The organism is Duganella sp. Root1480D1, assembly GCF_001427305.1.
Taxonomy (GTDB): Bacteria; Pseudomonadota; Gammaproteobacteria; order Burkholderiales; family Burkholderiaceae_D; genus Rugamonas.
In genome coordinates, this window is record NZ_LMFZ01000004.1 from 54,868 (window position 1) to 75,894 (window position 21,027).

Here is a 21,027-nt window from a genome sequence, read left to right on the forward strand (position 1 = left end):
AGCATAGTGAGTATTGATAAGATCTGCCCCCACGCAACTTGAAAGTCCGACATGAAATTAGCCACTTGGAATGTTAACTCATTGAACGTTCGCTTGCCGCACGTTACGAAATGGCTGGATGAAAACCCGGTCGATGTGCTCTGCATCCAGGAAACCAAGCTCACCGACGACAAGTTCCCGGTCAGGGAAATCGAGGAGCTGGGCTACCAGGTGGTGTTCAATGGCCAGAAAACCTACAACGGTGTTGCCATCCTGTCGCGCCATCCAATGCAGGACGTGGTCAAGAACAACCCGAGATATCCGGACGAGCAGCAGCGCATCCTGGCCGCCACCATCAACGGCATCCGGGTAGTGAACGCCTACGTGCCGAACGGCCAGGCGCTCGATTCGGACAAATACACCTACAAGCTGGGATGGATGGCCGGTTTCCGCGACTGGCTGGGCGAAGAACTGGCGAGCAACCCGCACCTTGCCGTGCTGGGTGACTACAACATCGTGCCCGATATCCGTGACACCCATGACCCGGCGATGGAAGGCGACATTTTTTGCTCGAATAAGGAACGCGCCGCCCTGCAGGCCTTGTTCGATCTCGGCCTGCATGATTCGTTCCGCCTGTTCGAGCAACCGGAAAAAAGTTTCTCGTGGTGGGATTACCGCATGCTGGGCTTCCAGAAGAACAAGGGCCTGCGCATCGACCACGTGCTGCTCTCCGCGCCATTGAAAGAACGCTGCGTCTCTTGCGTGATCGATCGTGCGCCGCGCAAGTGGCAGCAGCCTTCCGACCACGCTCCGGTCATCGCGACTCTGGGCGCCTAAGCCGCCTGCCGTTCCATCATGAGCTGGGCGCGCACGCCCAGCACGGGTTTCGAGAACAGGTAGCCCTGCGCATAGGTACAGCCTTGCTCGCGCAAGAGCTGGAACTGCCCTTCCGTCTCCACCCCTTCCGCCACCACCGATAGCTGCAGGCTGTCCGACAGCGCGATGATTGCGGCCACGATGGCGCGGTCTTCCGCGCTTTCTTCCAGGTCCTTGATGAAGGCGCGGTCGATCTTGATCTTACGCACAGGGAAGCGCTTCAAATAAGCCAGCGAGGAATAACCGGTGCCGAAGTCGTCGATCGACATGCGGATTCCCATCGCGTTGATCTGCCCCAGGATTTCCAGCGTCTGTTCGCCGTGCTGCATCAGCGCCGTTTCGGTGATTTCGAATTCGATCAGCGCGGGATCGATGCCCGTCTCTTCCAGCGTGCGCCGGATCGAATCGACCAGGCCTCGATGCATGAACTGGCGCGCCGACAGGTTGATCGCCATCGGCACCGGTGCCATGCCCTGGCGCTGCCATTCCATGCTTTGCTCGCAAGCGCGGCGCAGCACCCATTCGCCGATCGGCACGATCAGGCCGTTTTCTTCGATCAGCGGAATGAACTGGTCCGGCATCACCAGGCCGCCAGCCGGACGGCGCCAGCGCAGCAGCACTTCCAGCGTGGCCAGGCGGCGCGTCGCGATGTCCATGATCGGCTGGTAATGCAATTCGAACTGGCCAAGCTGCAAAGCCGAACGCAGGGCGCTCTCCATCTCGAAATGCATGGCTGCCGCCACGTTCATTTCTTCGTTGAAGTACTGGTAGTTATTACGGCCGGAAGCCTTGGCATGGTACATGGCCGCATCGGCATTGCGCATCAGCGTGGCAACGTCGTTGCCGTCGTCCGGATAGGTGCAGATGCCGATCGATGGCGTGATATGCAACAGGCGGCCGTCCAGCGGAATCGGTTCGGACAGCAAGTCGATGATCTTTTGTGCGACCTGGCTCGATTCTTCAGTGGTGTGGATACCCGGCAGCAGCACCACGAATTCGTCGCCTCCCAGGCGCGCCACGGTATCGCTTGCCCGCACCGCCCCCACCAGGCGCGCCGCCACTTCTTTCAACAGGGCGTCGCCGGTCATGTGGCCTAGCGAATCGTTGATGGTCTTGAAGCGGTCAAGGTCGATGAACATGACTGACAGGCGGCGCTCGGAACGCTGCGCCGCCAGCATGGCGCGGTCCAGGCGGTCGGCCAGCAGCGCGCGATTGGGCAGTCCGGTCAGGCTGTCGTGGTAAGCCATATGGTGCACGCGGGCTTCGGCCTGCCGGCGTTCCACGATTTCAGCCTGCAGTTGCGCGTTCGCCCCAGCCAGTTCCGCCGTGCGTTCCAGCACCCGCACTTCCAGTTCGTCGCGCGCACGGCGCACCGCTTCCGCGGCCTCGCGGCGCGAGGTAACGTCGTCGATCAGCCATACCGAGCGGCCTTTGGGGTCGGCCATGTCGAATGGGCGCCCCGACAGGCGTGCCCAGAAGCTGCTGCCGTCCTTGCGCACCAGCTGGTATTCATAGGAACTGGCGTGGCCTGCCAGGAAGTCTTTTTCAGTCGCCTTGCGCGCCGCGTCCCACCCGGCCAGGTCGGGATAGAAGGTCTGCACGCTGACGCCGGCCATCTCGCCCGGGCCGTAGCCGAACAACTCTTCCATCTTGGCGTTGCAGCGCAGGTTGCGGCCCCTCTCGCAAACAGAAATACCCATCACCGCGCTGTCGAGGATCGCCTGGTTTTCCAGCAGTGCATTACGCAGCGATTCCTCATCATGCTTTTGCGTGGTGCGGTCTTCAATGATCCAGATCGTGCCTTGGGTCGGGTCTTCCGGGTTCACCACATAGCCGATCAACTGCGCCCAGAAGTCGCTGCCGTCCTTGCGCCGCATCAGCGTTTCGGAGTGGAAGTGCTTGCCCTGGCTAAGCAGGGGGCCGGCAACGGAGCCGACCCGGTTGTAGGTCTCATCGTCCGGATAGATGGCGCGGCCCGGCATGCCCAGCGCTTCATCGCCTTCATAGCCGAACATGTCGGCAAAGCCGCGGTTGTAGCGCGTAATCAGGCGGTTCTTGGTAAACAGCATGGTGATCGAGGCATTGGTCATGATGGCCTCGACTTCCATCTGGGTCTGGCGCGACACGGTCACGTCCTCCAGGATCCAGATGGTGCCGCCAGCATTGTGTTCCTGGTCAACCGCCTGCGCCCGCACGCGGCACCAGATGATCGTGCCGTCCTTTCGCATCAACTGGCATTCGCGCAGCTCGAACAATTGGCCTGCGCCCAGCAAGGGGCCGGCCTGCCGGCCGAAAGCGGCGTGCTGCTCCACGTTCTCAAACAGGATCGACGCGTGGCGGCCACGCAGTTCTTCCAGCGTATAACCGAACATTTCAGCCATGCGCGGATTGACCGTCAGGATTTCCTGGTTCTTGGTGAACAGGATGCCGACCGAGGCATTGTCCAGGATCGCTTTCTGTTCCAGCAACAGCCGGCCCATCGCCTCTGTCGCTACGCGCTGCTCGTTGATGTCTTCCAGGATGAAAACCGTGCCTTCGCGCGAATCGGCGGGGTCCAGCGCACGGCCGTTGGAGCGGCACCAGAACAAGCTTCCGTCACGGCGCCGCAATTGCAGTTCAAGCGTCAGCGGCGTGCCCTTCGCCAGCACAGGGAAGTATTCGGTGCGCATGCGCAGCGCTTCTTCCGGCGTCGGGTACAGGATGTCGCTCGGTGCGCCTTCCAGCTCTTGTCGTGCATAGCCGAACATTTCAGCGGCGCGCATATTGCATTCGACGACATAGCCGTTCTTGGCGAGGATGATGCCGACCGCCGCATTTTCCAGGATGGCCTGCTGCTCCAGCATGGCCTTGCGTAGTGCGCGCTGGTCGCGCTGGGCGCTGCTGATGTCGTTGAAGATGATGGTCGCGCCGCCATCGAGTCCGCCCGGCAGCGCCTTGACCGTCAGTTGCACGGCGACGTAATTACCGCTGGCGTTGGTCAGCACGCTGTCCCATTTGGGAGCGGTGCGCGGCGCCATATTCGGCAAGGCTGCGGACACCACCAGCGCAGCATTCAACTGCGCATTCGCTTCGGCACGCACATGGCGGGCAAACATTTCGACCACGTTGCGGCCACGCGGATCGGATTGCAGCAAGGCGTCGAATTCGGAGTTGGAAGCGAACACCAGGCCGTCGGCATCGCAAGCGCAGGCAGGCATCCCGACCAATTGCAAAGCATTGGCCACAACTTCAACATTACTCAAAACAGAATTCATGTACGCCTGGACTCCGGGGGTATCCAGCCGATCATAGCGTACAAAACTGACTAGTCAAAGGAAAGGCCGGGTTTGCTGACTTTGTTACAACAAAACCATGTCTTTTTGCCGCGACGCAGCTCCCTGCAGGATGCGCACAGGCGCCCGGCCGCCAGGCCGGACGCACTGCCCTGCGAATCAGGTGGCGGGCACCCGCACCCAGCCTTCCATCAAGACTCGCGCACTGCGGCTCATGATGGCCTTCTTCACGGTCCATTCCCCGTTTTGCTGCGTGGCTTGCGCGCCCACGCGCAAGGTGCCGGACGGGTGGCCGAAGCGTACTGCTTCACGCTCGCCGCCGCCGGCGGCCAGGTTGACCAGCGTGCCCGGAATCGCGGCAGCCGTGCCGATTGCCACGGCTGCAGTTCCCATCATCGCGTGGTGCAATTTGCCCATCGAGAGTGCGCGCACCAGCAGGTCGATGTCGCCGGCCTGCACCGGCTTGCCGCTGGATGCGGTATAGCCGGCCGGCGCTGCGACGAAGGCGACCTTCGGCGTGTGCTGGCGGGTGGCCGCTTCCGACACGTCCTTGATCAGGCCCATGCGCACTGCGCCGTGGGCCCGGATGGTCTCGAACTTTGCCAGGGCTGCCGCATCGCCGTTGATCGCTTCCTGCAGCTCGGTGCCGGTGTAGCCGATGGCATCGGCATTGATAAAGATGGTCGGAATGCCGGCGTTGATCATGGTCGCCTTCAGCGTGCCGACGCCCGGTACTTCCAGGTCGTCGACCAGGCGGCCGGTCGGGAACATCGCGCCACCGGCACCCTCTTCTTCCGCCGCTGGGTCCATGAACTCAAGCTGCACTTCGGCGGCCGGGAAGGTCACGCCATCGAGCTCGAAGTCGCCGGTTTCCTGCACCTCGCCATCGGTCATCGGGATGTGGGCGATGATGGTCTTGCCGATATTGGCTTGCCAGATGCGCACCACCGCCATGCCGTCGCGCGGCACGCGGCCCGGAGCCACCAGGCCGCCGCTGATCGCGAAGGCGCCGACGGCCGCCGACAGGTTGCCGCAGTTGCCGCTCCAGTCGACGAAGGCCTTGTCGATGCTGACCTGGCCGAACAGGTAATCCACGTCATGGCCGGAGCGGGTGGAGGCGGACAGGATCACCGTCTTGCTGGTGCTTGACGTCGCGCCTCCCATGCCGTCGATCTGCTTGCCATACGGGTCCGGGCTGCCGATCACGCGCAGCAGCAGGTCGTCGCGCGCCTTGCCAGGTACCTGGGCCGCTTTCGGCAGGTCCTGCAGCCGGAAGAACACGCCCTTGCTGGTGCCGCCGCGCATATACGTGGCAGGTACTTTGATTTGCGGTTTGTGTGCCATTTATGCTGCCTTTGCGGATTCGAGGAAGTCCTGCGCGAAGCGCTGCAGTACGCCACCGGCCTCGTAGATCGACACGTCTTCCGACGAATCGAGGCGGCAGGTCACCGGCACTTCCAGCCGCTCGCCGTTCTTGCGCTTGATCACCAGGGTCAGCGTGGCGCGCGGTGCGCGTTCACCGATCACGTCGAAGGTTTCGGTGCCGTCGATGCCCAGTGTCAGGCGGTTCACGCCCGGCTTGAATTCCAGCGGCAGCACGCCCATGCCCACCAGGTTGGTGCGGTGGATACGCTCGAAGCCTTCGGCCACGATCGCTTCCACGCCTGCCAGGCGCACGCCTTTCGCCGCCCAGTCACGCGAAGAGCCCTGGCCGTAGTCGGCGCCGGCGATCACGATCAGCGGCTGCTTGCGCTCCATGTAGGTCTCGATAGCCTCCCACATGCGGGTCACTTTGCCTTCCGGCTCCACGCGGGCCAGCGAGCCGGCCTTGATGCTGCCGTCGGCATTGCGCACCATTTCGTTTTTCAGCGTTGGATTGGCGAAGGTCGCGCGCTGTGCGGTCAGGTGGTCGCCGCGGTGGGTTGCGTAAGAGTTGAAGTCCTCTTCCGGCAGGCCCATCTTGTGCAGGTATTCGCCTGCGGCGGAATCCATCATGATCGCGTTCGATGGCGACAGGTGGTCGGTGGTGATGTTGTCGCCCAGCACGGCCAGCGCACGCATGCCGCTCAGGGTGCGCTCGCCTGCCAGCGCACCTTCCCAGTAAGGCGGACGGCGGATGTAGGTCGATTGCGGGCGCCAGTCGTACAGCGGCTCGGCGCGTTCGGCTGCTTCTTCGCTGCGGGCGAACATCGGGATGTAGACCTTGCGGAAGTGCTCTGGCTTGACGCTGGATGCGACGATCGCGTCGATCTCTTCGTCGCTCGGCCACAGGTCTTTCAGGGTAATCGGCTTGCCTGATGCATCGTGGCCCAGCACATCCTTCTCGATGTCGAAGCGGATAGTGCCGGCGATGGCGTAGGCCACCACCAGCGGCGGCGAAGCCAGGAAGGCCTGCTTGGCGTATGGGTGAATACGGCCGTCAAAGTTACGGTTGCCCGACAGCACAGCTGTGGCGTACAGGTCGCGGTCAACCACTTCCTTCTGGATTACCGGGTCTAGCGCGCCGGACATGCCGTTGCATGAAGTACAGGCGTAAGCAACCACGCCGAAGCCCAGCTTTTCCAGCTCAGGCATCAGGCCCGCTTCTTCCAGGTACAGCGTCACGGCCTTGGAGCCAGGCGCCAGCGAGGATTTGACCCATGGCTTGCGCAACAGACCGGCCTTGTTCGCATTGCGGGCCAGCAGGCCGGCGGCAATCATATTGCGCGGGTTATTGGTATTGGTGCAGCTGGTGATGGCGGCAATGATCACGGCGCCGTCAGGCATCTTGCCCGGCTCGTTTTCCACCACGCCGGAAATGCCGCGTGCAGCCAGCTCGGAGGTAGGAACCCGCTTGTGCGGGTTGGACGGGCCGGCGATATTGCGCACCACGCTCGACAGGTCGAACTTCAGCACGCGCTCGTACTCGACCTTGGCCAGCTCGTCCGACCACAGGCCGGTGTGCCGGGCGTAGGTTTCCACCAGTTCCACCAGGTCGTCGTCACGGCCGGTCAGCTTCAGGTATTTGATGGTTTGCGCGTCGATCGAGAACATCGCGGCAGTAGCGCCGAATTCCGGTGCCATGTTCGAAATGGTGGCACGGTCGCCCAAGGTCAGCGCGGTCGAACCTTCGCCGTAGAACTCCAGGTAGGCTGAAACCACTTTTTCCTTGCGCAGGAATTCGGTCAGCGCCAGCACGATGTCGGTCGCGGTGATGCCCGGCTGCGGCTTGCCGGTCAGCTCGACGCCGATGATGTCCGGCAGGCGCATCCAGGATGCACGGCCCAGCATCACGGTTTCCGCTTCCAGGCCGCCCACGCCGATGGCGATCACGCCAAGTGCGTCCACCATCGGGGTATGGGAATCGGTGCCGACCAGGGTATCCGGATAGGCCACGCCATCGCTCACCTGAATGACCGGCGACATGCGCTCCAGGTTGATCTGGTGCAGGATGCCGTTACCCGGCGGGATCACGTCGACGTTCTGGAAGGCCTTCTTGGTCCAGTTGATGAAGTCGAAGCGGTCTTCGTTGCGGCGGTCTTCAATGGCGCGGTTCTTGTTGAATGCGTCCGGGTCGAAACCGCCGCATTCCACTGCCAGCGAGTGGTCGACCACCAGCTGGGTCGGCACCACCGGGTTGACCAGGGCCGGATCTCCGCCCTGCTCCGCGATGGCGTCGCGCAGGCCCGCCAGGTCGACCAGCGCGGTCTGGCCCAGGATATCGTGGCACACCACGCGCGCCGGGAACCACGGGAAGTCCAGGTCGCGCTTGCGCTCGATCAGTTGCGACAGCGATGCGGTCAGCGCGGCCGGATCGCAGCGGCGCACCAGGTTTTCCGCCAGCACGCGCGAGGTGTATGGCAGCGTGGCGTAGGCGCCCGGCTTGATCGCATCGACGGCTTCGCGCGCGTCGAAGTAATCGAGCTTGGTGCCGGGGAGTTGCTTGCGGTATTGGGTATTCATTACTTGCGGTCCTTCAGAGGTACGAAGGCCAGGTCTTCAGGGCCGACGTAGTTGGCGCTTGGACGAATGATCTTGTTGTCGATGCGCTGTTCGATGACGTGGGCAGCCCAGCCCGAGGTACGGGAGATCACGAACAACGGGGTGAACATGGCGGTCGGCACGCCCATCATGTGGTACGACACGGCGGAGAACCAGTCCAGGTTCGGGAACATCTTCTTGATTTCCCACATCACCGATTCCAGGCGCTCGGCGATGTCGAACATCTTCATCGAGCCGGCTTCCTGCGACAGGGAGCGCGCCACTTCCTTGATCACCACGTTGCGCGGGTCGGAGATGGTGTAAACAGGGTGGCCGAAACCGATCACCACTTCCTTGTTGGCGACGCGGTTACGGATGTCGGCTTCCGCTTCGTCGGCGTTTTCGTAGCGCTGCTGGATGTCCAGCGCGACTTCGTTGGCGCCGCCGTGCTTGGGACCGCGCAATGCGCCGATCGCGCCCGTGATGGCGGAGTGGATGTCGGAACCGGTGCCGGAAATCACGCGGCTGGTGAAGGTGGAAGCGTTGAACTCGTGTTCCGCGTACAGGATCAGGGAGGTGTGCATCGCACGCACCCACGATTCGGAAGGCTTTTCGCCGTGCAGCAGGTGCAGGAAGTGGCCGCCAATGGTTTCGTCATCGGTTTCCACCTCGATGCGCTTGCCGTTGGTGCTGAAATGGTACCAGTACAGCAACATGGAGCCGAAGGAAGCCATCAGGCGGTCGGCGATGTCGCGCGCGCCGGCGATGTTGTGGTCATCTTTCTCCGGCAGGCAGCAGCCAAGAACGGAGACACCGGTGCGCATCACGTCCATCGGGTGGGCGGAGGCAGGCAGCGCTTCCAGGGCGGACTTCACGCCTTGCGGCAGGCCGCGCAGGGATTTCAGCTTCTTCTTGTAGCCTTTCAGTTCGGCGATGTTCGGCAGCTTGCCGTGCACCAGCAGGTAGGCGATTTCTTCGAATTCGCAGGTGGTGGCCACGTCCAGGATGTCGTAGCCGCGATAGTGCAGGTCATTGCCGGTTTTGCCGACGGAGCACAGGGCAGTATTGCCGGCTGCAACGCCGGACAAGGCTACGGATTTCTTTGGCTTGAAGGTTGGAGCTGCTTCGGTCATGTTGGTCTCTCCTCGAATTGATTGATTATTTTTTCTGTGCTGCGAACAGGGCGTCGAGCTTCTGTTCGAAGTCGTGATAATTGATGCGCTCATACAGTTCGGCGCGGGTCTGCATGGTGTCGACCACGTTCTGCTGGGTGCCGTCGCGGCGGATCGCGGTGTACACATTTTCGGCGGCTTTGTTCATGGCGCGGAAGGCGGACAGCGGGTACAGCACCAGGCCCACGTCCGCCGCCTTCAATTCTTCCACAGTGAACAGCGGGGTCGACCCGAATTCGGTGATATTGGCCAGCACCGGCACTTTCACGGCAGCGGCGAACTGCTTGTACATGTCCAGCGAGATCATCGCTTCCGGGAAGATCATGTCGGCGCCGGCTTCCACGCAGGCTACCGCACGGTCGATTGCCGCGTCCAGGCCTTCCACGGCCAGCGCATCGGTGCGCGCCATGATCACGAAGTTTTCGTCGGTACGGGCGTCAACGGCAGCTTTGATGCGGTCGATCATCTCGCCCTTGGAGACGATTTCCTTGCCAGGGCGGTGGCCGCAGCGCTTGGCGCCCACCTGGTCTTCAATATGCATTGCGGCAGCGCCGAACTTGATCATCGACTTCACGGTACGCGCCACGTTGAAGGCGGAGGAGCCGAAGCCGGTATCCACGTCCACCAGCAGCGGCAGGTCGCACACGTCGGTAATGCGGCGCACGTCGGTCAGCACATCGTCCAGGTTGGAAATGCCCAGGTCCGGCAGGCCCAGGGAGCCGGCAGCCACGCCACCCCCCGACAGGTAAATCGCCTTGAAGCCGGCGCGCTTGGCCAGCAGGGCGTGGTTGGCGTTGATCGCGCCCACCACCTGCAGCGGGGATTCTTCTTGCACGGCTTTGCGGAAGGCGGCACCTGCGGAATATTGGCTCATGATGTCCTTTCAGTTTGAGGGATGTTTGCCGTCCATAGTGCAAGCGGCGTGCCAGCCACAGCTGCCCAGCAAAATCAAGCACTTGCAACGCCGGCGCCAGAGTATAATGTTTCAAGTTGAAACACGTGAAACGTTTCAGGTGAAACATGCGACATTCCACTCCCCTGCCCTTCGACCCGGCTGACAAGCCCGTGATCTGGACGGTTTCCGTCTCGCGCCTGTCGGAACTGTTCCGCGACATCACCCTGGAATATGACGCCCTGGCCGACATCGAACCGGTCAACCTCGGTTTCGACGAGGCCGCACGGCATATCCGCGAACGGCTGGCGACGGAGCGCTGCGATGCGGTGATTGCGGCCGGCTCCAATGCCGCCTACCTGAAAGGCCGCCTGTCAGTACCGGTGGTGATCGCCAAGGCCAGCGGTTTCGATTTCATGCAGGCCCTGGCCCGCGCCCGCAAAGTTTCCGACCGCATTGGCGTAATCACCTACCAGGACGACATGCCGGCGCTGGCGGAATTTGCCGCCACTTTCGGCGTGCCGATCGAACAGCGCACTTACGCCACTGAGGAAGACGCGCGCGCGCAGATCAACGACCTGAAGGCATCCGGCATCAAGGCCATCGTCGGCGCCGGCCTGATAACCGACCTGGCCGAAGAAGCCGGACTGACCGGCGTGTTCGTCTACTCGGCAGCCTCGATCCGCCAGGCCTTCGACGATGCACTGGAACTGGCGCGGCTGGCGCAGCTTGAAACCAACCGCAGCCGGCGCCACGTGGTGGCCGATACGCTGCGCGCCAAGCACGGGCTGGCCGACCTGCGCGGCGAATCGGAAGCGATGGAGCGCGTGCGGCAGGCCGTCGTGCTGTACGCAAAGTCGCCCGCCACAGTGTTGATCCAGGGCGAAACCGGCTGCGGCAAGGAGTTGGTGGCGCAAGCCATCCACCGCGAGTCGCCGCGCACCCTGGGCGGCGCCAACCGGCCTTTCGTTGCGGTGAATTGCGGCGCCATCGCCGAATCGCTGCTGGAATCGGAACTGTTCGGCCACGAAGAAGGCGCCTTCACCGGCGCCCGGCGCGGCGGCCACGCAGGCCTGTTCGAAGCAGCCAACCGCGGCACCCTGTTCCTCGACGAGATCGGCGAGATGCCGCTTGCGCTGCAAACCCGGCTCCTGCGCGTACTGGAAGAACGCGAAGTGGTGCGGGTGGGGGGCACGCGGCCAATTCCCGTCAACGTGCGCATTATCAGCGCCACCCATTGCGACCTTGAGTCACGCGTGCGCGAAGGCCGCTTCCGCGCCGACCTGTTCTACCGCCTGGCCGTACTGCGCCTGTCCCTGACGCCGCTGCGCGAGCGCCCAACCGACATCCTGCCGCTGGCCGAGTGGTCGCTGCGCACGGCGCTGGCCAGCCTGGGCGCTCGTGCCCACCCCAACCTGCCGGCCGAACTGGCCGCTTGCTCCCCCCTTCTGCTGCGCTACGACTGGCCGGGCAATGTGCGCGAACTGCGCAACCTGACCGAACGCCTCGCCCTGTTCCTCGCTGCCGAACCGCTGCAGGCGCTGACGCCGAGCTTCGTTGCCGGCGTTGCGCCCGAACTGAATGGGGCTCCACACCTTTTACAGCAACTGTCAGCCCCCCTGGCATCCATGCCGCGCGCAGCTGCGCCGGAAAGCGCTACCGATGTACTGGCCCGTTTCGGCGGCCGCCGCGACGCCGCCGCCGACTACCTCGGCATCAGCCGCACCACGCTGTGGCGGCGCCTGCGTGAAGAGCAAGAGACATAAGGGCCCGAGGCATCGAAGCCACACCGTATTGCATCAATGACAATATCGTAGTATCTTCTTGCGTTGATTTCAGGGGCATTTTCATGGAATATCGCAGGGAAATTGATGGTCTGCGGGCGGTTGCCGTCCTGCCGGTAATCCTGTTTCACGCAGGGTTCCAGTTCTTTGGCGGCGGCTTCGTTGGCGTCGACATCTTCTTCGTCATCAGCGGCTACCTGATCACGACGATCCTGATCCACGAACTGGAAGCCGGCCAGTTCTCTATCCTCAATTTCTACGAAAGGCGCGCACGCCGCATCCTGCCCGCGCTATTCCTGCTGCTGCTTGCCTGCCTGCCCTTCGCTTGGTTCTGGCTGGTGCCCGACGACTTGAAAAGCTTTTCGCAAAGCCTGGTGGCGGTTACCGCCTTCGCGTCCAATATCCTGTTCTGGCAGCAGAGCGATTACTTTGACTCCTCGGCTGAATTCAAGCCGCTGCTCCACACCTGGAGCCTGGCGGTGGAAGAACAGTTTTACCTGCTGTTCCCCTTGTTCCTGATGCTGTTCTGGCGTCGTGACCAGCGCATGCTGCTGGCGGTGCTGGTGGGCACGGCACTCGCCAGCCTCGGTGCTGCACAATGGGGCGTCGCCAAAGACCCCACTGCCACCTTCTTCCTGCTGCCCACCCGCGGCTGGGAACTGGCCATCGGCGCGCTGTGCGCCTATTACATGTCACGCCCCGGTGCTGGCCAGCATGCGCAACGCACGCGCGAACTTGCCGGCCTGGCCGGACTGGGTCTGATCGGCATCAGCATTTTCGCCTTCAGCAAATACACGCCCTTCCCCAGCGTTTATGCGCTGCTGCCCACCGTCGGCGCGGCCCTGATCATCCTGTTCGCGGCCCCATCGACCACGGTCGGCAAGATCCTGGGCAGCCGGCTGATGGTCGGGGTCGGCCTGATCAGCTACAGCGCCTACCTGTGGCACCAGCCCATCCTGGCGTTCGCACGCCACCGCAGCATGGAAGGTCCGGGCCCGCTGTTGATGGCCGGCCTGGTCGCCCTCACCATGGTGCTGGCCTACCTTAGCTGGCAGTTTGTCGAGAAGCCCTTCCGCAACCGCAGCAAGTTCGGCCGCCCGCTAGTCTTTGCCTTTGCCATCGCCGGTTCGCTGCTGTTCTTCGGCATCGGCATGGCCGGCCATAAGACCGACGGCATGCGAAGCGTGAAGACCACGCCGCAGCAGCAGGAAGTCCTGCGCACAGTCGCCGCCAGCCCCAAGCGGGCTGCCTGCCATACCAAAGGACTGGACTACCGCAAGCCGCAAGATGCCTGCGCCTTCAATGGCCCCGATGGAGAATGGGCAGTGATCGGCGACAGCCATGCCATCGAACTGGCCTACGCGCTGGGAGTGGAATTGCAAGGCAGCCGCCAGGGCGTGCGCCAGTTCACCTTCAGCGGCTGCACCCCGTCCTACCAGCGTGCAGACACCAACCCGGGCTGCAGCGAATGGACGCGCGAAGCGGTCGACTTCATTGCCAGCGACCCACGCATCAAGGAAGTGGTGGTCAGCTATCGCCTCCACAGCGCCTTGTTCGGCGACCACGAAGGCGTTTACCCGCGCCTGCCCGACGAGTTTACCGATGCCAGGCGCAGCGCGATCTGGGCTTCCTACAAGACGATCTTGAACCATTTTGTGAGCGCCGGAAAACACGTGACTGTAGTGCTGCAGGCGCCGGAGCTGCCGCGCCAGGTGGATAAGCTGATACGCCAGGCCGACGATCCGCGCAGCGTGGATGGCGTCACCACGGACTGGTGGCATCGCCGCAGCGCTTATGTGGAGCAGCGCCTGGGCGAACTGCCAGCCGGCGTGCGCATCCTGCGGCCGGAATCGCTGTTCTGCAATGGTGCGCACTGCTATGCCGTCAAAGACGCCAAAGCCCTGTATTTCGATGACGACCACATGTCGATCTACGGCGCCGGCCTTGTCGCGCATGACCTGGTGGGCGGGCAGCCGCGCGCCTGCGAAACCGGCTGCTCGCTAGAATCGGCAGCATGGACGAGCACACCGAAAGAGAGTCACTGAAGGAACAGATGGGCCGCATCATTGAAGAGGCGCGCATGATACTGCCTGGCATCCAGGCCCTGTTCGGTTTCCAGGCCATTGCCGTCTTCAACGATCGCTTCGAAAAGCTGCCGGTCTATGCCCAGGACTGCCACGCCGCCGCCCTGGCGCTGGTGGTGGTTGCCATTGCGCTGGTCATGCTGCCGGCCGCCTACCACCGCCTCGCCGAGCCAGGCCAGGTTTCCATGCATGCGATCGCCATTTCCTCGCGCGCCATCTGCTACGCCCTGGCGCCGCTGGCAGCCGGCCTGGCGCTGGACATCGCTGTGGTGCTCTACATGGTAACCGGCAGCGACATGGGCAGCGCCGCCGGGGGCCTGGGCGCATTCGTGCTGCTGATCGGCACCTGGTTTGTCTATCCCCTGCGAGCCCGGCACCGCCTGCCCCGCTCCTGAGCAACCGTTCGTCACGCAGTTCGACCACTCGCCATATCGCTGGAACGACATCTGATTGGATACGGTATGCTGCCAGCCCATGAAAAGAGAACATTATTATTGGCTGCTGCAAGGGCTCGGCTGGAGCGGCGTCGCCCTGTTTGTCGCCGTCGTCAATAAGCTCCACGTCACCTACTTTCCGCTTGCCGCCTGGTGCGGGCTGAGCGGTCTGGCCTTGACCGCGCCGTGGCGACGCCTGTGCAAATTCCGCTTAAAGCGCGGCAAGCGGCTTAGCTGGCAGGCTGCTGCCCTTTCGGCAGCCGTCATGGGGCTGGTGCAGACAGTCAGTAACACTGCGGTCGACTATTATGTATCCGGCGCCAACTGGTATGTGGGCAGCCCCGTATGGTTCATGATGCTGCAGTCATTCTGGATCGGCGTCATGCTGGCCTGGAATGTCTGCTATATGGCCGCCCTGTCCCTGCGCCGCAACCAGCGCCTGGAAGCGGAGGCGCTGTTGCTGGAAGCAGAGACCTTGCGCCTTGAAGTCCTGGCCAAAGATGCGGAACTGCGAGCATTGCAGGCCCAGGTCAACCCGCATTTTTTCTTCAATAGCCTGAATAGCGTGCGCGCCCTGCTCTACCAGGATACCGATTCTGCCGCCCATATGATCGATCAGTTGGCGACCCTGATGCGCTACACCCTGGTTTCCAGCTACAACGATTGCGTGCCGCTGGAAGAAGAACTCGATGCCGTGCGCGCCTATCTGGCGATCGAGAAGATTCGCTTCGAGGAACGGCTGCAATTTGCCATCGACATCGCCCAGGACATGGAATTGATTACCGTCCCGCCGATGGCGCTGCAAACGCTGGTGGAGAACGCGGTGAAGTACGGCGTGGAACAATCGTCCGCCGGCAGCGAAATCAGTATTCGCGCCCAGTGCGCCGATGGCACCGCCATCATCGAAGTGGCCAACCTCGGCAACATCCAGGCGGGCCGCACGTCGACTGGCGTTGGCGTCAGCAATGCCCGTAAGCGCCTGGCGCTATCCAAGGGCGAGCATGCCACATTGGACCTTGCAGAAAACGATGGCTGGGTTTGCGCCACCATGCGCTTCCCGATCCCCGCATAAAGGAATCGACTACATGGACCGACACCGCTCACTGATCCCCCGGCCAGGCTGGTTTCCCACACTGCAAATCCTCGGCTGGGGAACGCTGTTCCTGCTCCTTATCCTCGGCAACGGCCGCTATACGAATGCCACCTTACTGGCTTCGTTCGTGCTGGTATTTGGCCACGGCTGGCTGTTGACCAGCGTGTGGCACCGCTTCTTCAAGTCCAGGCGCTGGAATCGCCACGGCAACGACTGGCGCCTGCCCGCCGTGGCATTGCTGCTGCTGGCCCCCTTGCAAACCGCGGTCTCGGAACTGGCCACTTATCTTTTTGCGCCGAACCTGGCAGCCGCCGGGCGTTCGGAACGCATTCCAATGGAACTGGCCTTCTGGTGCATTGTCATGCTGGGCTGGACCATCTGCTACATGGCGGCTGTTGCGTTGCGCCGCGCCACACGGCTGGAGGCAGAAGCACTTCGGCTGGAGGTGCTGGCAAAGGACGCTGAACTGCGCGCCCTGCAATCGCAGGTCAATCCGCACTTTTTCTTCAATAGCCTGAACAGCGTGCGGGCCCTGATGTATGAAAACGTCGACAACGCAGCAGTCATGGTCGACCAGCTGGCGACCCTGATGCGCTACACGCTGATGTCCACCTTCAGCGACTGCGTGCCGCTGCGGCAGGAATTGGATGCAGTTCGCGCCTATCTTGGCATTGAAAAAATACGCTTCGAGGAGCGCTTGCGTGCGCATTTTGAAGTGGACGCAGGGCTGGAGCACGTCACGATCCCGCCGATGACTTTGCAGACCCTGGTTGAAAATGCAGTCAAATACGGCGTCGAGCGGCGCACCGAAGGCAGCGAGATCCGCATCATTGCGCGCCAGACGGATGAGCATGCGGTGATCGAAGTCGCCAACCGGGGCGCGCTGCTCGCCAATCCCGGCTCGACCCGGGTCGGGATTGCCAATGCACGCAAACGGCTGGAGCTTGCAAAAGGTGGGCAGTCAAGCCTTGACTTGAGCGAAGCTGATGGCTGGGTACGTGCAACCCTGCGCTTCCCGCTCGCCGCCTGATACTGATAGATATGGAAAAACCGCAAACACCGCTGCTGGCACGAATCAACTGGTACTGGGTCCTGCAAGGACTTGGCTGGGGCGCTGTCACCGCCTTCGTCATGCTGGTCAACGGCCCATTCCTTGAGAAGCCTGGTGCGGTCCTTACCTGCATCCTGGACGGCGTCAGCGGCCTGTTGCTGACAGACTTATGGCGCCGTTACATGAAACTGCGCGACTGGAACAGGCGCAAGGCGGACTTGCGCCAGGTCGCGGTAGCGATCTTCATCCTCGGGCCATTGCAACTGGCGAGTGTCACCATCATCGCCCGCACCCTGGTCGGCATCGCCGACGGCGGCAGCTGGCTGCCGATGCTATTCCTGTTCTGGTCCGGCATCATGGCGGCATGGCAGGTCTCCTATATGGCCGTTACGGCCCTGCGCCGCGCCAACCGCTTCGAGGCGGAAGCGCTTCGTCTCGACGTGCTTGCCAAGGAAGCCGAACTGAAGGCCTTGCAGGCACAGGTTAACCCGCATTTCTTCTTCAATAGCCTGAACAGCGTGCGTGCGCTGATCTTCGAGAACCAGCAGTCGGCCGCGCAGATGATCGACCAGCTCGCGACGCTGATGCGCTATACGCTCGCTTCCAGCTATGCCGATAGCGTGCCCTTGAAAGAAGAGATGGAAGCCGTGCGGTCTTATCTCGCCATCGAAAAGATCCGCTTCGAACAACGCTTGAATGTCGCCATCGACATTGCCGGCGGCATGGACGCTGTGACGATCCCGCCGATGGCCGTGCAGACGCTGGTCGAAAACGCGGTGAAATACGGCGTCGAGCAAAGCAGCGTCGGAACGGAAATCCGCATCAGTGCCAGCCATGCCAATGGCCACGCATCGATCGAAGTGGCCAATCGCGGCGCACTGGCCACGCTTGGCAATTCGACGCGCGTCGGCCTGGCCAACGCTCGCAAGCGACTGCTGCATGCAAAGGGCGGCGACGCCAGGCTTGACCTGGTGGAGCGCGACGGCTGGGTGCGCGCCACCCTGACTTTCCCCTTGTCCTTATGATACGCGTGCTGCTCGTCGACGATGAGCGCCTGGCCCGCAAGGAGCTGCGCCGCTTGCTGGCCGACCATGCGCATTGTCAAATTGTTGGCGAAGCCGTCGATGTTGCCGATGGCATCGCGCAGACCTTGGCATTGGCGCCGGACTTGATCCTGCTGAACGTGCAAATGCCGGGCGGCAGCGGCTTCGACCTGCTCGACGAGCTGGACGAGGTACCGGAGATCATCTTCACGACGGGCCATGGTCCCTGCCCTGCCGACTACCTGCTGAAGCCAGTTCACCCGCAACGCCTTGCTGCCGCACTGGAGCGCGCCGCCGTCCGCGCCGGGATGGGCAGGAAGCCGCGCAAGCTGTTCATCCGCGAGGGACAGCGCTGCTGGTTCGTGCGCCTGACCGATATCCGCCTGTTTGAAGCGGAAGGCCAGCATACGCGCGCCTATTTCGACGGCGGCTCGCCGCTGATTGCCCGCCCATTGCTGCAGTTGGAGAAAATGCTCGACCCGCAGCAATTCTTCCGCGCCAGCAGCCGCCATCTCGTCAACCTTGCCGACGTGGATCGCATCGTGCAGACAGCCGGCGGCTCACTCGCGCTCAACGTGGCAGGCGTAGCGGTGGAAATCATGGGCACCACTCATCACGCAATTTGACCGCTCGTCAAATTTTCAATTCAGGCCTCGCCACGACGCCGATAAGGTGATGTACGAAGAACCAGAATGGATGTATGCTCGCATCGACCAATTCCTGCAATAAGCACTCACTATGACTGAAACCCGGCGCCCGCTGTTTGCAAGGCTTGACTGGTACTGGATCATGCAAGGCCTTGGCTGGACCCTGATTTTCCTGGTGGTCGTCCTGACCTACAGCCGTTACATCGCCTCGCCGGGCGTAGTGGCCACCTGTGCCTGGACCGCGGCCAGCGGGGCCCTGCTATCGGACCTGTGGCACCGCTTTATCAAAGCCCGCCGCTGGAATAACGGTGCGATCAAGTGGCGCATGTTCTTAGGCCCGGTATTGCTGCTTGGGCCACTGCAAGCATTGAGCGTGGCAGCGGCGATCTACATCCTGCAGGGGCAATTCGACAGCAGCTTCGCGTGGGCGCCCGCATCATCCGCGCTCTGGAGCTGCGTCTTCCTTGGATGGCAGCTTGCCTACATGGTGGCGCTGGCGATCCGCCGCGCCAACCAGTTCGAAGCGACCGCCCTACGCATGGAGGTACAGGCCAAGGACTCCGAATTGCGCGCGCTGCAGGCCCAGGTCAATCCGCACTTCTTCTTCAATAGCCTGAACAGCATCCGTGCCCTGGTGTATGAAGAACCTGATTCGGCTTCGCAAATGATCGACCAGTTGGCAAGCCTGATGCGCTATGCCTTGCAGACCGGCCAGTTGCATATGGTGCCGCTGCAAAAAGAACTGGAAGCGGTAGAAGCTTACCTGGCCATCGAGAAGATCCGCTTCGAAGAGCGGCTGCGCACCAGCATCACCATCGAGCCGGGGCTGGAACAGGTCATGATCCCGCCCATGTCGCTGCAAACGCTGGTGGAAAACGCCGTCAAATACGGCGTGGAGATGAGCACCACCGGCAGCGACATCCTGATCACTGCCCGCCGCGACGGCGGCAACGCCCTGATCGAGATTGCCAACGCGGGCGCCATCCGCTCCTTCGGCAACTCCACCAAGGTTGGCCTCACCAACACCCGCAAGCGCCTGGCCCTGTCGATTGGCGAGGAAGCCAGCCTGCAATTGAGCGAAAACAGCGGCTGGGTACGCGCCATCCTGCAATTCCCGGTGACGGCATGATGCGCGTGCTGATCGTCGACGACGAACGCCTGGCGCGCGCCGAGCTGCGGCGCATGCTGGCCTCCCATCCGGGAGTCGCCATTGTTGGAGAAGCGATCAATGCCGCCGAAGCGGCACTGCAGGTCGAGGCGCTGCAACCGGACTTGCTGCTGCTGGACGTGCAGATGCCCGGCGGCAGCGGCTTCGACCTGCTGGCCGCACTGGACGACGCGCCGGAAGTGATTTTCACCACCGCCTTCGACCAGTACGCCCTGCAAGCCTTCGAAGCCAGTGCGCTCGACTACCTGATGAAACCCATCGAACCGCAGCGCCTGGCCGCAGCACTGGAGCGCGCCGCGGCGCGCCTTGGCATCGCGCCCACACCCAGCGCGGCGCCGCGCAAACTCTTCATCCGCGACGGAGAGCGCTGCTGGTTCGTGCGGCTGGAAGATATTCGCCTGTTTGAATCGGAAGGCAATTACACCCGCCTCTACTTCGACGGCGCGGCGCCGCTTCTGGCGCGCTCCCTGCTGCAACTGGAACAGCGCCTCGACCCGCAGCAATTCTTCCGCGCCAACCGCCGCCACATCGTCAACCTGGCTGCCGTGAAGTGCATCGAAAACGGAGAAGGAGGCGCCGTGGCCTTGCGCATCGAAGACATGACGGTGGAAGTCTCGCGCCGCCGGGCCTCAGCCCTCAAGCAATTGCAGGAATTCTAAGCCAATAAAAAACCCGCTCGGTGAGCGGGTTTTCGAGAGCTGCGCAGCGTTGGGGTCAGGCCTTGCGGCGACGTCCATACGCCAACGCAATGGCGCCGATGCCCAGCAATGCCAGTGTACCTGGCAGCGGTACACTGGCCGGGTCACTCACTTGCTCCGCAAATGCGGCAACGCCACCGCGAACATTGAAAGCATAACGGCCATCGAGGGCGACGTTGCTGCCTTTGATCAGCGCGTTCTTGCCCGAATCCAGCATCTGCTTCGCAGCACCCGAACCGGCGAACTCGAAGTCGGCAGCCGTGCCCTGCATATGGAAGCCCGCACGCGTCTTATCCGACGAACTGGACTTGTCCCACTGGATCGAACCGTAGTTGTAGTAGAAGTCGAAGTTGTTGGCACCGGTATCGGAACGATCGACCAGCACCAGTTGGAAGGTGTTCTTCTTGTCGTTCATCTGCGGGAAGTAGCCAACATCGGACCACGTCACCGCGAAGGCGTTATGGCCCGCGAACTTGGTGCTGCCATAGCCAATGGTGCCGCCGCCATTACGGATGTCGACGTCGCCAAAGAATGGCGCCAGGAAGGAACGTCCGTAGGAATTGCTATTGAACGCCTCTGGCGAGAAGGTGCCCATGCCGGAGCCAAAGGAGACATTGCCGTTGGTGTTGATAAACAAACCGCTATAAACCGAGCCATTCAGTCCCAGCTTCATATTGTTGGTCAGGCCGACCTTGGTGGAACCGTCATCGACAGCAGGAACCAGGGTCTGGGAAAAACCGGACAGGATGGGGGAAGCGTGCGCAGCGGCGCTAAAAGCCAGCATGGCGGCGAGCAACGGCTTGGTCAGTTTGGACACAGTATTCTCTTCTTGGCAATAAGAACTGCAATTATACAAACTATATTGATTATTAGT

At 62.3% G+C, this 21,027-nt stretch carries 16 protein-coding genes; 10 read left to right on the top strand and 6 right to left on the bottom strand.

Annotated features, from left to right (window positions below; genetic code table 11):
* Nucleotides 1-51 precede the first annotated feature (51 nt).
* Entirely contained in the window at nt 52-816 is a 765-nt protein-coding gene (gene xth, locus ASD58_RS06000; protein WP_057260194.1) for an exodeoxyribonuclease III, read from the top strand.
* Here the strand turns inward: xth and ASD58_RS06005 are convergent.
* The 5 genes from ASD58_RS06005 to prpB form a co-directional block, all read right to left on the bottom strand.
* Entirely contained in the window at nt 813-4,097 is a 3,285-nt protein-coding gene (locus ASD58_RS06005) for a bifunctional diguanylate cyclase/phosphodiesterase (protein ID WP_307177028.1), read from the bottom strand. The two genes, xth and ASD58_RS06005, sit on opposite strands and share 4 nt — an antisense overlap.
* Before the next feature lie 189 nt (nt 4,098-4,286).
* Nucleotides 4,287-5,471 carry a 2-methylaconitate cis-trans isomerase PrpF gene (gene prpF, locus ASD58_RS06010; RefSeq protein ID WP_057260196.1) on the bottom strand — a complete coding sequence of 395 codons (1,185 nt, stop codon included), beginning with the start codon at nt 5,469-5,471 and terminating at the stop codon, nt 4,287-4,289.
* A complete protein-coding gene (gene acnD / locus ASD58_RS06015) occupies nt 5,472-8,069 on the bottom strand; it encodes a Fe/S-dependent 2-methylisocitrate dehydratase AcnD (protein WP_057260197.1) in 2,598 nt (865 codons plus the stop codon).
* On the bottom strand, nt 8,069-9,220 hold the full coding sequence (prpC, locus tag ASD58_RS06020; protein ID WP_057260198.1) for a 2-methylcitrate synthase: 1,152 nt from the start codon (nt 9,218-9,220) through the stop codon (nt 8,069-8,071). Before prpC ends, acnD begins: the two co-directional genes overlap by 1 nt.
* 25 nt (nt 9,221-9,245) lie before the next feature.
* The gene (gene prpB, locus ASD58_RS06025) at nt 9,246-10,133 is read right to left on the bottom strand and encodes a methylisocitrate lyase (RefSeq protein WP_057260199.1); all 888 of its coding nucleotides are present in this window, start codon (nt 10,131-10,133) and stop codon (nt 9,246-9,248) included.
* 146 nt (nt 10,134-10,279) lie between these two features.
* On the opposite strand from prpB, the gene prpR reads away from it, so the two are divergent.
* The 9 genes from prpR (at nt 10,280) to ASD58_RS06070 (ending at nt 20,114) form a co-directional block, all read left to right on the top strand.
* Nucleotides 10,280-11,917: a propionate catabolism operon regulatory protein PrpR gene (prpR, locus tag ASD58_RS06030; protein WP_057260200.1), complete on the top strand. Its 1,638-nt coding sequence runs from the start codon at nt 10,280-10,282 to the stop codon at nt 11,915-11,917.
* 83 nt (nt 11,918-12,000) lie between these two features.
* Nucleotides 12,001-13,980 (top strand): acyltransferase family protein, encoded by a 1,980-nt coding sequence (locus tag ASD58_RS30400; RefSeq protein WP_082565254.1) that lies wholly within the window; start codon nt 12,001-12,003, stop codon nt 13,978-13,980.
* Nucleotides 13,950-14,414, top strand: coding sequence for a DUF6328 family protein (locus ASD58_RS06040; RefSeq protein WP_156401180.1), 465 nt, complete (start codon nt 13,950-13,952; stop codon nt 14,412-14,414). The genes ASD58_RS30400 and ASD58_RS06040 overlap by 31 nt, the downstream gene beginning before the upstream one ends.
* A gap of 79 nt (nt 14,415-14,493) precedes the next feature.
* A complete protein-coding gene (locus tag ASD58_RS06045; RefSeq protein WP_057260202.1) occupies nt 14,494-15,525 on the top strand; it encodes a sensor histidine kinase in 1,032 nt (343 codons plus the stop codon).
* A 13-nt stretch (nt 15,526-15,538) separates the two neighbouring features.
* Nucleotides 15,539-16,576, top strand: a complete 1,038-nt coding sequence (locus ASD58_RS06050) for a sensor histidine kinase (protein WP_057260203.1) — start codon at nt 15,539-15,541, stop codon at nt 16,574-16,576.
* 11 nt (nt 16,577-16,587) lie between these two features.
* The gene (locus ASD58_RS06055; protein WP_057260204.1) at nt 16,588-17,622 is read left to right on the top strand and encodes a sensor histidine kinase; all 1,035 of its coding nucleotides are present in this window, start codon (nt 16,588-16,590) and stop codon (nt 17,620-17,622) included.
* Nucleotides 17,619-18,266 (top strand): LytTR family DNA-binding domain-containing protein, encoded by a 648-nt coding sequence (locus tag ASD58_RS06060; protein WP_229209909.1) that lies wholly within the window; start codon nt 17,619-17,621, stop codon nt 18,264-18,266. The genes ASD58_RS06055 and ASD58_RS06060 overlap by 4 nt, the downstream gene beginning before the upstream one ends.
* A gap of 112 nt (nt 18,267-18,378) precedes the next feature.
* On the top strand, nt 18,379-19,416 hold the full coding sequence (locus ASD58_RS06065; RefSeq protein ID WP_057260205.1) for a sensor histidine kinase: 1,038 nt from the start codon (nt 18,379-18,381) through the stop codon (nt 19,414-19,416).
* A complete protein-coding gene (locus ASD58_RS06070; RefSeq protein ID WP_229209910.1) occupies nt 19,413-20,114 on the top strand; it encodes a LytTR family DNA-binding domain-containing protein in 702 nt (233 codons plus the stop codon). The genes ASD58_RS06065 and ASD58_RS06070 overlap by 4 nt, the downstream gene beginning before the upstream one ends.
* Before the next feature lie 55 nt (nt 20,115-20,169).
* On the opposite strand, the gene ASD58_RS06075 is transcribed toward ASD58_RS06070, so the two are convergent.
* Complete coding sequence (locus tag ASD58_RS06075; protein WP_057260206.1) at nt 20,170-20,970, bottom strand: nidogen-like domain-containing protein; 801 nt, start codon at nt 20,968-20,970, stop codon at nt 20,170-20,172.
* Nucleotides 20,971-21,027: the final 57 nt, after the last annotated feature.